Annotated in this window: 11 protein-coding genes; 1 reads left to right on the top strand and 10 read right to left on the bottom strand. The window is 73.2% G+C overall.

From position 1 onward, the window contains the following. Window positions 1–280: 280 nt before the first annotated feature. Together Mam01_RS13760 and Mam01_RS13755 are read right to left on the bottom strand one after the other, a co-directional pair. Window positions 281–709 (bottom strand): ATP-binding protein, encoded by a 429-nt coding sequence (locus Mam01_RS13760; RefSeq protein ID WP_150935716.1) that lies wholly within the window; start codon window positions 707–709, stop codon window positions 281–283. A gap of 19 nt (window positions 710–728) precedes the next feature. Further along, a complete protein-coding gene (locus Mam01_RS13755) occupies window positions 729–1,079 on the bottom strand; it encodes an STAS domain-containing protein (protein WP_030506779.1) in 351 nt (116 codons plus the stop codon). Window positions 1,080–1,333: 254 nt separating this feature from the next. Here Mam01_RS13755 and Mam01_RS13750 point away from each other — a divergent pair, with 254 nt between their 5' ends. Then, complete coding sequence (locus Mam01_RS13750) at window positions 1,334–3,988, top strand: DEAD/DEAH box helicase (RefSeq protein ID WP_507762928.1); 2,655 nt, start codon at window positions 1,334–1,336, stop codon at window positions 3,986–3,988. A 21-nt stretch (window positions 3,989–4,009) separates the two neighbouring features. Here Mam01_RS13750 and Mam01_RS13740 read toward each other — a convergent pair whose 3' ends face one another. The 8 genes from Mam01_RS13740 to ssd all read right to left on the bottom strand — a co-directional run bounded on the left by Mam01_RS13740 (window position 4,010) and on the right by ssd (window position 11,974). Beyond that, entirely contained in the window at window positions 4,010–5,584 is a 1,575-nt protein-coding gene (locus Mam01_RS13740; RefSeq protein ID WP_204285735.1) for a fibronectin type III domain-containing protein, read from the bottom strand. A 342-nt stretch (window positions 5,585–5,926) separates the two neighbouring features. Further along, on the bottom strand, window positions 5,927–6,316 hold the full coding sequence (locus Mam01_RS13735) for an Rv3654c family TadE-like protein (protein ID WP_204285734.1): 390 nt from the start codon (window positions 6,314–6,316) through the stop codon (window positions 5,927–5,929). Further along, window positions 6,313–7,191: a TadE family type IV pilus minor pilin gene (locus Mam01_RS37535; RefSeq protein ID WP_204285733.1), complete on the bottom strand. Its 879-nt coding sequence runs from the start codon at window positions 7,189–7,191 to the stop codon at window positions 6,313–6,315. The genes Mam01_RS13735 and Mam01_RS37535 overlap by 4 nt, the downstream gene beginning before the upstream one ends. 13 nt (window positions 7,192–7,204) lie before the next feature. Continuing rightward, window positions 7,205–7,711 carry a DUF4244 domain-containing protein gene (locus Mam01_RS36595; RefSeq protein ID WP_239101287.1) on the bottom strand — a complete coding sequence of 169 codons (507 nt, stop codon included), beginning with the start codon at window positions 7,709–7,711 and terminating at the stop codon, window positions 7,205–7,207. Window positions 7,712–7,947: 236 nt separating this feature from the next. Further along, the gene (locus Mam01_RS13720) at window positions 7,948–8,697 is read right to left on the bottom strand and encodes a type II secretion system F family protein (RefSeq protein WP_239101286.1); all 750 of its coding nucleotides are present in this window, start codon (window positions 8,695–8,697) and stop codon (window positions 7,948–7,950) included. Between the two features lie 259 nt (window positions 8,698–8,956). After that, window positions 8,957–9,712, bottom strand: a complete 756-nt coding sequence (locus tag Mam01_RS13715; RefSeq protein ID WP_239101307.1) for a type II secretion system F family protein — start codon at window positions 9,710–9,712, stop codon at window positions 8,957–8,959. Beyond that, the gene (locus Mam01_RS13710; protein ID WP_204285732.1) at window positions 9,702–10,892 is read right to left on the bottom strand and encodes a TadA family conjugal transfer-associated ATPase; all 1,191 of its coding nucleotides are present in this window, start codon (window positions 10,890–10,892) and stop codon (window positions 9,702–9,704) included. Before Mam01_RS13710 ends, Mam01_RS13715 begins: the two co-directional genes overlap by 11 nt. Further along, complete coding sequence (gene ssd, locus Mam01_RS13705; protein ID WP_204285731.1) at window positions 10,889–11,974, bottom strand: septum site-determining protein Ssd; 1,086 nt, start codon at window positions 11,972–11,974, stop codon at window positions 10,889–10,891. The genes Mam01_RS13710 and ssd overlap by 4 nt, the downstream gene beginning before the upstream one ends. Window positions 11,975–12,323: the final 349 nt, after the last annotated feature.

Here is a 12,323-nt window from a genome sequence, read left to right as displayed (position 1 = left end):
GCGCCCGGGAATCAGGGCAGCGTCGGATGATGAGCCAACATTTGCACCACTATGAAGGTGCTTTGACCAGCGCGGTCAGGATCATGTCCGGTGCCGCTCTCCTGGTTGTGGCACATCCTTGCTTTGGATTTCGGACAACCTTAACCTCTGCCGACGCGCTCCGTGGACGGTGCGGGACCCCCGGACATACCAAAAGATCGAGTGTCACGCCGGGGGGCGACACTCGATCTGTGCGGTGGTCGGCGCGCGGAGCCGGAGAGCCGGAGCCGGAACGCGGGAGTCAGAAGGCGGCGAGACCGTTGGTGGAGGCGGGCCAGCTCATGCGGATGCGCATGCCCTTCGGCCCGGGCAGCACCTCGACGTCGTCCGCCAGCCCCGCGATGACCGCGATGCCCAGATTGTCGATCTCGGGCATGAGGCTGCCGTTCGCCTCCAGGACCTGAGGCATCACGTCGTCGCCCGGAGCGGCGTCGGTGACCGTCACCTCGAAACGCCCCGCGTCGTCACGTAACTCGATGCGTACGGGCTCCCCGGGGCAGTGGAGGCGGTGCGCCTCCACAGCCCGCGAGCACGCCTCTCCGACGGCGAGCCGCACCTCGTCCAGGATCGCCTCCGCCACCCCGGTGCGTCTGGCGATGGCCGTGGCGACCAGCCTGGCCGTACGCACATGGGCGGGCAGGGCGGTGAACGTCAGCTCGACGGTGGCCATGGTGCTGGGTCCCCGGCCGTCACTTGTCCCGGCCGTGGGCTTCCTTGGCCTCCTCGACCGAGGCGTAGATCCCGAAGACCTTCGTCAAGCCCGTGATGCGGAAGATCTTCAGAATGCGCTCCTGTGTGCAGACGAGCTCCAGGGAGCCGTCATGCGCCCGCACGCGCTTGAGCCCGCCGACCAGCACGCCAAGGCCCGTCGAGTCGAGGAAGTCCACCTTCTCCATGTTGACGAGCAGGTGGAAGTTGCCCTTGTTGACCAGGTCGATCAGCAGCTCACGCAGTCTGGGCGCGGTGTAGACGTCGATCTCACCCTCGACATCCACGATGGTGAGATTGTCCTCGGAATGGTGGTCCAACTTCAGATCCACAGATCCTCCAGCGCCTTACTTGCGTAGGTCTCGATACGGGTCCTGCATCCTGGTAGTCCAGAAGCACGACCCCGACGCGCGGCATTCAACCACGCTACGACTCCGTGTCTATACGAAATCACGACTCCGGGCGACTCTCCCCGCAGATGCCAAACTGGAAACCAGTGACTCCGACTTCTTCGTCCTCTGCCCGAACAGGCGACCTTCTCACCCGTCTGCTCGCGGTTCCCGCACGCCGGGGGCGCGTAACCCATGTGGAGCATGTTCCAGCACGTCACGCGGGTGAGGCAAGATGGCCCGACTGGGCCCCCGATCTCCTGGTCGCACGACTGGGCCTCCAGGGGGTCGAAGGGCTGTGGGAACATCAGCTTCACGCCGCCGAGCTGGTTAAACGTGGCCAAAACGTGATCATTGCCACAGGTACCGCCTCCGGAAAATCGCTCGCGTACGTCGTCCCGGCCGTCGCGGAGATCTTCTCCGGCGGCACCGTGCTGTACCTCACCCCCACCAAGGCGCTCGCCGCCGACCAGCTGAGGTCGTTGCGGAGGTTACGGCTGACCCAGGTGCGCGCCGCGACGTACGACGGGGACACCCCGCCGGAGGAGCGCCGGTGGGTCCGGCAGAACGCCAACTACGTACTGACCAATCCCGACATGCTGCACCGGTCGATCCTGCCGAGGCACGCGTCCTGGTCGTCCTTCTGGCGACGGCTGCGCCTGGTGGTGGTGGACGAGTGCCACGGCTACCGGGGGGTCTTCGGCTCGCACGTCGCCCAGATCCTGCGCCGGCTGCGCCGGGTCTCGGCCAAATACGGCGCGTCCCCGGTGTTCCTGCTGGCGTCGGCCACCGCGAGCGACCCCGCCGCCGCGGGAATGCGCCTGACCGGCCTTGAGATGGCCGAGGTGACCACGGACGCGTCGCCGAGGGGTTCGACCACCTTCGCCCTGTGGGAGCCGCCCCTGACCGATCTACGCGGGGAGAGCGGCGCCCCGGTCCGCCGTACGGCCACGGCCGAGGCCGCCGACCTTCTGGCCGACCTCGTGATCGAGGACGTCCGCACGCTCGCCTTCGTCCGCTCCCGCCGCGCCGCCGAAGCCGTGGCCCTGTCCGCGCGGCACACGCTGGAGGAGGTCGAGGCGGTCCTCGACGCCGATCCGCCGTACGGCGAGGAGGACCATCCGTGGGAGTCCCCGATGCGGGACGAGCCCGGCGAAGCCGCGGCCACGGCTGAGGCGGAGGCGACCGAGGCGGAAGCAGAAGCGGCGGAAGCGGAGGCGGCGGAAGCGGAGGCGGAGGCGGCGGAGGCGGCGAGCGTCCCGGCGGCCTCCCGCCGGAGGGCGCGACTGGCCGACCGGGTGGCGGCCTACCGGGCGGGCTACCTGGCCGACGACCGGCGGGTGCTCGAGAAGGCCCTGCGGTCGGGGGAGCTGACCGGCCTGGCCACCACCAACGCGCTCGAACTCGGCGTCGACGTGTCCGGGCTCGACGCGGTGCTCATCGCGGGATGGCCGGGGACGCGCGCCTCGCTCTGGCAGCAGGCGGGCCGGGCCGGGCGCGACGGGCAGGACGCGCTGGCGGTCCTGATCGCCCGGGACGACCCCCTGGACACCTATATCGTCCACCATCCGGAGGCGGTGTTCGGGCGCCCGGTGGAGGCCATCGTCCTCGATCCGGACAATCCGTACGTGCTGGCTCCGCACCTGTGCGCCGCCGCCGCGGAGATCCCGCTCGGCGAGCAGGACCTGGAGATCTTCGGCCCCTCGGCGCGGGACGCGCTGGACGACCTCGTGAACCAGGGACTGCTCCGCAGAAGGCCCGCCGGCTGGTTCTGGACGAGCCGGGACAACGCGGCCGATCTCGCGGACATCCGGGGCTCGGGCGGCGCCCCGGTCCAGGTCGTGGAGGCGTCGACGGGCCGCCTGCTGGGCACGGTCGACGAGCCGTCGTCGCACACGATGGTCCATCCGGGCGCCGTCTACCTGCACCAGAGCGAGACGTTCGTGGTCGACGCGCTCGACCTCGACGCCGGAGTCGCCCTGGTCACCGCCGCGGAACCGGATTACGCGACCTTCGCTCGGGACGTCACCGACATCCGGGTGATCGAGTCGCTGCGTTCGAGGGACCTCGGCCCCGGCACCCTGCACTTCGGGTCCGTGGAGGTCACCCGGCAGGTCGTCTCGTACCTGAAGCGCCGCACCCAGACCGGGGAGGTGCTCGGGGAGGAGCCGCTCGACCTCCCGCCCCGCACGCTGTGCACCCGCGCGGTCTGGTGGACACTGCCCGACCCCGCCCTCGCCGGCCTGCGCGGGGAAGGCCGCCCGGCGAACCCCGGAGCACCGGCGGACCCCGGAGAAGCGAAGCGTACGGCGGACGCCGGAACGCGGTCCGCAGGGCCTCCGGCGAACCCCGGGAGGCAGTCCGCAGGCCCGACGGACCCCGGGAGGCAGCCCGCAGACCCGACGGACCCCGGGAGGCAGTCCGCAGGGCCTCCGACAGACGCCGGGAGGCGGTCCACAGGACGCTCGGCGGACGCCGGGAGTGCCCCGGCCGGGCACGCGGTGGATCTCGGCGGGGCCGCGCACGCGGCCGAACACGCCGCCATCGGTCTCCTCCCCCTCTTCGCGACCTGCGACCGCTGGGACATCGGCGGCGTGTCCACGGAGCTCCACCCCGACACCGGCCTGCTCACCGTCTTCGTCTACGACGGCCATGACGGAGGCGCGGGGTTCGCCGAGCGAGGGTACGCCCGGGCGTCCGAGTGGCTGACGGCGACGCGTGAGGCGATCGCCTCCTGCGAGTGCGACCGCGGCTGCCCGTCCTGCATCCAGTCCCCGAAGTGCGGCAACGGCAACGAACCGCTCGACAAGGCGGGCGCCATCCGCCTCCTCGACGTGCTCCTCGGCCCCTGATGTTCACGGCTCCGGCGGCGGTCAGAAGTCGCGGTGGCGGCCGGAGTAGGGATCGTCGTCCTCGTCGGTCCACACGTCGGGCTCGGGCTGGCGCAGCGGCCGGTCCGGAAACTGCCCGCTCACCATCGCGCCCGCCGCCACCGTTCCGGCCGGGACCAGCGGGACCTGCTCGACCGGTACGCGAGTGGGGGCCGCGCGCCCGTCATCCGGCTTTCGGTGCTCCGTCTCCTGCTCCGGCCCCCTCTCCGGCTTCTGCTCCGGCTTGGCCTCGGCCGAGGACGTGGCGGGGTGCTGCCCGGGCGGCGTGATCTCGTCGCTCGTGTCCGGCTCGTGGACCGCGTCCAGGTCTGACTGGGTGTCGGCCTCCGCCTCCGGTTGGTCTCCGCGGTTCTTCGGCGTCGCCAGGATCACGGCAGGACGGCGGGCGGGTGCGTTTCCACGGCTCTTCGCGGTGGCGACGCCGCCGGCCGTCACGGCGCCACCGGCCGTCACGGCGCCACCGGCGTTCGCGGCATCCGCGGTCCCGGCGCCGGATCTGCCGATGACGGGCTTCGGCCGGGAATCGGCGGGTTCTCCGTCTCCCGCGGTGTCGCCGGTCACGCCCTTGCGGCGCAGCCACGCCCCCAGATTTGCGCCGATGAGCAGCAGGACGACGGCGATCGCCACGTAGACGCCGAACCCGAGACCGCCGCTGAGCGGCAGGAAGGACGACTGGGCGGTCGTCTTCGGCGCCTCGGTCTGCTCGGGCACCAGGACCGGCTCCGTCTGATCGCTTCCGCCGGTCGCTTCCGGCAGGGTGAGCTCGCTGTCCGCGTCCTTCGGCAGCTCGGGCTCCGGGTTCGGCAGCGTGGTCGGGGGGTGGGTCTTCGGAGTCTTCGCGGCAGGTGACGTGACCGCCGAGTGATCACTCCTCTTCGACGGCGACGGCGTGGCAGAGGGGCTCGCCGAAGCCTTCGGCGCCGGAACCGTCACGTACGCGAGGGCGGAGGGGGAAGAGGCGATGGTGCCGCCGACGCCGTCCGCGCGCACCGCCCGCACGCTGACGTCCACCTTCTGCCCGGCCATCGCGGCCGGGAGCGTGAGGCTCGCCTGGCAGGAGGAGCCGGGGCAGGCGGAGTCGAGAGCCACGGAACCGGACTTCCCGGCCTTCGCCGAGGTGATCTCGTACTTCTGGAGGTCGGGCTCGCTGCCCCGCGCCCAGCTGACGAGAACCGTCGTGGCGTTCTTCAGTTGTGCTTTGACGCCGGAGGGAGCCTCCGGCGGACGGCTGAGGACGAAGGTCGAGGTGGCGTAGGTCTTTTGGGTGACCTCGCCGAGAAGGGTCACAGTGAAGGTGCCGTTGGGGGCGTCACCCGGGTCGAACGATCCGCTGATCGTCTGGTTCGCTCCCCCGGAGGCGATCTCCTGCCGGGACACGGAGGGGCCCTCGACGAACAAGGACATCTTGACCTGGTACCAGTCCGTCTTGGCGGACACGGCCACCGCGCCGGGCGCCTTGATCACCTGACCGTTCGCGGGCGACAGGATCTCGCCGTCCGCCGCCGCCGGGGCGGCGCCCGCCAGCAGAGCGGACGCCACCGCGATCGGAACGATCATCGCCGCGGTACCAAGCCTGGAAACCCTGGTCACGACGCATCCCTTCGTGGAGAACCCGTCCACCCCGTCCTCGCCCGAAGGCGTAGGGCGACTGAGAGTACGGGGCACTTTACGACAGCCGCCCTCTCTTGGACGTTATGTCTAAGAAGATGTGATTCTATTGCGACACAAGTAGTTTCACATCGCGGAAGATCTGAAAAGCGCCGTACGTCGTCCGCCGAGAACGCCGCCGACCAACGGCCTCGATTCGCTGTGGCCGGGTGACTGGCTGGGCCTATGACGCCGGGCACCGCCGTCGTGGACGGCGACCTGCCCACCTGACCACGGACACCCGTTCTCACGTCATGCCCTCGCACCGGCCGGGCCGGCCGACGCGGACGCGACAGCCGTCACGGTGCCGAGGAGCGGCGCCTCGAACGGTACGGCCACCGTGACCTCCGCGACGCCCTCGGAGATGGAGCAGGACCGCAGGGACGCACGGTTGGCCGCCGTGATCACCTTTGCCCGGGCACACGCCTCCCCCGGCGCCGCGAGCGCCCAGCGGGCGGCGCCGAGCGCGGCGAGGTCCGCGGCGCTCTGCGCCCGATGCCGGGCGACGCGCGCGACGCCGACCTGCACGACGACCATCGCCGCCAGCCAGACAACGGCCATCAAGGTGACCGACCAGATGGTCGCCGAACCCCGCTCCCGGGCGGGACAGGCCATGTCCACACCGGCGGGCGAGCCCTTCATCGGCGCTCCTCCGTCGGGGCATCGTCAAGGCGGCGCGAGAACCCGCCACCTCGGCGACCATCCGGACCGTGCGCTTCGTCCGGGCCGGCGGCGGCTCGCTTCCCTCTCGTCCCCGCAGTGGACGTCGCCGGTGCGGACGGCGCCCGTGCGGACGGTGCCGGTGCGGACGGTGCCCGTGCGGACGGTGCCCGTGCGGACGGTGCCCGTGCGGACGGCGCCCGTGCGGACGGCGACGGGGACACGGCCGATGGAACCGGCGGCGCGGGCATGAGCGATCCAGGCGGAGGCCGCTTGAACCGCGCGGACGGGAGCGGGGCGGACACGGGCGGGGCGGACGTGAGCGGGACGGACGTGGGCGGGGCGGACATAAACCGCGCGGATGTGAGCGGAGTGGGCGGGGGCGGAACGGACATGGGCGGAACGGACATGAACCGCGCGGATGTGAGCGGAGTGGGCGGGGGCGGAACGGACATGAACCGCGCGGATGTGAGCGGAGTGGGCGGGGGCGGGAGGACTCCGGGTTCGGTGTCGGAGACCGCGCTCGCCCTGAGGCGGACCGGGGGCAGGAACGATCTCCACAAAGGTCGGACGGTCGCGGTCACCTCGACCCGGACGGTGCCGGTTCCCGCGCCGACGGACACGGTGGCGTCCGCCGGAGCCAGTCGCAGGACCACCGCGCGTACCTGCTCCGGTGCCTCGCCCCGGGCAGCGGCCCGGGCGCCCGCCCGGGCCGCGTCCACGCATCGCAGTTGGGCGCCCGTGGCCGCCACCGCCCACAGGGAGGCGGTCAGGACCAGAACCAGTGCCGGAAGCGCGACAGCGGTCTCCGCCGTCACCGACCCCCGCGCTCGCCGACGCGGCGCTCGCCGACGCATCGTCTCGGGCATCTCAGGCGGCCAGCTTCAAAGCCTTCTGGATGAGCGCGGCCAGCATGGACCGCACCTCCGCACTGGTGACGATCTTGTAGAGCAGCGCGGCGAAGCCGCAGGCGGCGATCGTCCCGACGGCGTACTCGGCGGTGGACATGCCCGCGTCGGCCCTCGTCCGGGCCTGTACCACCCACTGGATGCCGAGCTTCCGCGCCCGGCTCATGCCCCTTCCGGCGGCTCGCCGCACCCCCGCCCATCCTCGCTTCGGCCCGGACGACATGGCCGCGACGACGGCCGGGCCGACGAGCCCCGCCACTCGCCCACAGGCGAGGTCGAGCACCCGCCACACGGCATCGCCGAGCGTCGTCCACCGCCCTGAGCGTGCCCGGTGCCGGCCCACCGCCTCTGCCGATCGCCGCCGGGGTCCGCCGCCGATCCGGCTCATCCTGCCCGTCCAGCTCGACCAACCCGTCCAGCTCGACCAACCCGTCCGGCTCGTCCGGCCGGTCGCCGCGTGCCTGCTCATCGGTCCTCCTGACCCGTGTGGGGCGGCTCCTCCGCCCGCGTCGAGGCCAGGTTGCGGCAGTACGGATGACAGAGTTCAGGCCGAACGCGGTTCTGTGGACAACGTTCCCGCGACGGACGGTTCTCCACAGGCGCCGCCAGCCCTCCTGCCCGGCGACAACGCTGGTCACGAGGGTGCCAAAGAGTCTCCACACCCCACACTGTCCACAGGTGTGGATGACGACGTCCACAGGCTGTTCACGGTAGGAGGATCTGACCCGCCAGGCCCGCGACCATGGGGATGACTCCGAGGAAGACGAAGGCCGGGAGGAAGCAGAGCCCGAGCGGCGCCACGGCGTGGACACCCACCCGTCGTGCCGCCGCCGATGCCGTCGCCCTGGCCGTACGGCGCGCGTCGTCGGCGAGCCTGGTGAGCACGTCGGCCACGGGCGCACCGCTCCGCGCGGCACGGACCATGGCCCTGGACAGGGCGGCGAGCGAGGGTTCGGCCGAAAGCGCGGCCCAGGCGTCCTCCGGGGCGGCGCCGAGGCGCATCTGAGCGCCCACCAAGGTCAGCCGCTCCCCCACCGGGCCCGGCATCGCGGCGGCGGTGGTCTCCACCGCCCCGCTCATCGGCTGTCCTGCCCGCAGGCAGGCGACCATGAGATCGACGGCGAACGGAAGATCGGCCTCCATGCGAGCCCGTCGCCGCCTGACCTCGGCGGGCTCCCGCCGGCGGACGGCGACGAAGACGCCGGAGGCCGCCGCCGCTCCTGCCACCAGGCCTGCCATCCCTCCGACCAGGAGGAAGAGCGCGAACCCCACAGGCAGCGCGACGGCCGCTCCCCGGCGGGACGGGCTCTCTCTCACGGCCGGGCGCCCCGTCGCTCCCGCCTCCCCGCCGGTAACCGGCGACGTGATGGCCGCGAGACGCCCTGCCGCCGAAGGTCGAGCGGGCCACGCCAGCACCGCCAGCATCGTCAGAATTCCGGCCAGCACGCAGATCATCGACACACCCCTCCGTCCACGGCGTACGTCGCCAGCCTTCCGCCACCCGGACAGCCGCTCCCGACGCCCGACCACCGGTGCCCGACACTCGACGTCCAGCACGCGGGACGCCCGACCGCCGGCGCCCGGCGCCTGACGAGCCCTCACCGGCGCCACGGCGATCGACGCCCACGCCCCGCGCTTGACCCTCGTGCTCGGCGCCCGGCACTCGACGGCACGGCGCGGGGCCGCCACGCTCTGCTTCCGGCCCTGCTCGCGGTCAGCGCGGGTCGGAGCCCGGGGGCTCCTCCGCCCGCGTGACGAGCCTTCGGGTCCACCACAGGCCGGTGGCGTCCAGGGCGAGCCCGGCGGCCAGGCAGGCGAGCCCAGCCGGGTCTCCGAGCAGGAACGACAGGGGGTTCATGCCGAGACCGGCGGCCATCAGCAGGCCGAGCGCGGGCAGGCCCGCCAGCATCCGGGCGGTCGCCCGGGGCCCGGAGAGCTGCGCGGCCACCTCCTCGCGATGCGCCTGCGCCTCCCGCAAGGACACGCACACCCGTTCCACCAGCGCGGTCAGGCCACCCCCGGCGGCCACGCTCACCCGCCAGCACGCGGCCAGCCGGATCAGGCCCTCCCCGCCTCGGACCGGCGCGGCGGCGAGCAGAGCGGCCGCGACGTCACCGCCGTCCCGCGCGGCGGCGGTCACCGGGGTGAGCGCCACGGGGTCGGGCGGCCGCACCGACGAGACGGCCCGCACCAGGGCGTCACCGGGAGGCCGGCCCGCCGCCAGTTCGGCCGCGAGGCCCTGACACAGCTCCAGGGAGGCCGCTCGCCAGGCCGCGGCGGTCGCACCCGGACGCGGGGGCCTGACGAGTGCCGTCCACAACCGGAGAGGGACCCTCGTCGCCCGCCGGGAGCCGGTGAGCAGGGCCAGCCGCGCCGCCACGGGCTCCGGTCCGGCCCACAGCCAGGCGGCGAGCGCCGTGGCGAGCACCGCGACCAGCCCCAGGAACAGGAACCGGCCGTCAGCGGGCATCACGGCGGCCTCCCGGCTCGGGGCAGAGGTCGCGCAGCGTGCCGAAGGACGGTCCCCGGCTCACCCGGCCCTCGGGGTCGAAGGCCAGCGCCGGAACAGCCGTCACCAGGCCGGACGGCCCGCGTTCGAGGACGCAGATCTCCGCGACCCGGCGACGGCCGCCGCCCGGATCCCGGACGAGGTGGACGACGAGGTCCAGGGCGGCGGCGATCTGGCTGTGCACCGCCTCCCGGGACAGCCCCGCCGCGCAGGCGAGCGCCTCCAGCCGGGCGGGCACGTCCGCGGCGTTGTTGGCGTGCAGCGTGCCGCAGCCTCCCTCATGACCCGTGTTGAGGGCCGCCAGCAGGTCGACAACCTCCGATCCTCGCACCTCGCCCACAACCAGGCGGTCGGGCCGCATGCGCAGGGCCTGCCGTACGAGATCGCGCAGCCCGACCCCGCCCGCGCCCTCCAGGTTGGGCGGCCTGGCCTCCAGCCGTACGACGTGGGGGTGCGCGGGGTGGAGTTCCGCGCTGTCCTCGACCAGCAGCAGGCGCTCGTCCGGACCCGCGAGGGAGAGCATGCTGCTGAGCAGGGTCGTCTTGCCTGTTCCGGTGCCTCCGGTGACGAGGAACGCCAGCCGGGCCGCCATGATCGCCCGAAGGACCGCGGCGCCCTCCTTTTCGGCGAGTTCCTCCACCGCGAACGTCCGCCGCGACGGCAGCCTGAGGGACAGGCAGGTCCCCTCGGCGGCGATCGGGGGCAGCACCGCGTGCAGCCGCACCCCACCGGCGAGCCGGGCGTCCACGTAGGGGCAGGCGTCGTCGAGACGCCGTCCGGCCGCCGCGGCCAGGCGCTGGGCGAGCCGGCGCACCTCGTCGTCCCCGGAGAACGTCACGCCCGTGCGGCGCAGGCCGTCGCCGTCGTCCACCCAGACCTCTCGTGGCCCGTTGACCAGCACGTCCGTGACGCCTGGCTCGGCCAGCAGGGCTTCGAGCGGCCCGGCCCCGATGAGATGGGCACGCAGGATGCGCGCGACGGCGAGCACCTCGGCGTCGCCGAGCACCGCGCGTTCCGCCCGCAGAGCCGCCGCCACCTGCGCCGCCGTGGGCGCGGCCTGGGCATGCGACAGCCGCACCCGGACGGCCTCGACCAGGTCGGCGCTCACGCCGGGTACGGCCGCCGGGCCCTCGCGGCTCATCGGCCGTCCGTCCTCGCCTGCGCCCACCCGGCCCGTCCGGGATCGAGCCCGCCCGGGAGCGAGTCGAGCAGATCCGCGCAGAAGCGCCCGAGAGGGGTGCGGCCGAGCGGCGGCGGATCTCCCCGGTCCAGGGTCTCGGCCAGCCCGCGCACCTCGGGGAGCACGCCCGCGCACGGGACCGCGAGGGAGGCCGCGACGACCTGGGGGTCCAGCGATCCGGTCCGCATCACCAGGCGCAGGTCACCGGTCCCGGGGCGCAGCAGCGTCACGGTCTGGGCGGCGGCGAGCGCTCCGCGGAGATCGGCGGGGACGACGACGATCGTCGACGCGGCCCTGGTCAGCGCCTCCGCCTCGCCCTCCCCCACATGGCGTGGCAGGTCCACGACGACCAGGTCGCAGCCGCGCCGCGCGGCGTCGAGCACGGCGCGCATCGCCTCCCGGGGGATGCGCACGGGCTCTCCTCGATGCGCCGAAAGCACGGTGAGCTCTCCGAAGGTGGGCAACGCCTCCTGGAGCGCGGCATAGCTCACCCGGCCCTCCCTCCCGGCGACGTCGGGCCAGCGGGCGCCCTGCGCCTCCTCCTGCCCGAGGAGCACGTCGATGCCGCCGCCGAGCGGGTCGGCGTCGACGAGCAGCGTGCGGAGCCCGCGCCGCGACGCCGTGAGCGCCAGGGACGCGGCGAGGACGGTGGCGCCCGCGCCGCCCTTCCCGGCGGCGACGCAGACGACCGTCCCGGCCCGGCTCGCGGGCTCGGCCGCGTCGCCGAACTCCTCGACCAGAAGCCGCTCGGCCTCCGGCAGCTCCAGCACGGTGTGCGCGCCCACGGCCACGCATCTGCGCCACATGTCGGGATCTCCGGCCGTCCGCGTGACGACGACCACGTTCGGCCGGGGCGGCGGGCCGGTCGCGGCGAGGTCGTCGGCCAGGTCGGCCCCGACCACGACCAGCGGCGCCCGGATCCAGTACGGCCGGGCGTGGGCGGCCGCCTGGGCGACGTCCAGCTCGACGCCCGCCGCGGCGGCGATGCGGAGCAGATCGTCGAGCAGATCCTGATCGTCGGTTACGGCCAGCGGGCGTGGCATCGGTGTCTCCCTGTCGTCCGGGAGGACCACGATGCGCGAGAAGCGAAACCTCGGCGGGGCGCGAACCGCGTTCTGTGGACGGCGCCCGTCCTGTGGACGAAACCGGGACTCGTCGCCACTCGGCACCCCCTCGGAGAGCGCCTGGAGAGTGCCCCCGAGACCGGCCGGGGAGGCTCGGAGACGGTCGAGAAGATCGGAGAAAAAGGGCGACCCCCGCCGGGGGGGATAGCGGGGGTCGCCGTGGGTCCGGCTCTGGGGGGGTAGAGCCGGGCCGTTATTCCAAAAGCTTTAAACACGAAGCCGTGGCGTGGCAAGAGGTCCACCACTCCGTGACACATGCCGTCTCTGG

Origin of the sequence: Microbispora amethystogenes (assembly GCF_016863015.1) — a bacterium.
Lineage (GTDB): Bacteria > Actinomycetota > Actinomycetes > Streptosporangiales > Streptosporangiaceae > Microbispora > Microbispora amethystogenes.
The sequence above is the reverse complement of the archived record's forward strand: the minus strand, read 5'-3'. Positions and strand labels throughout refer to the sequence as shown.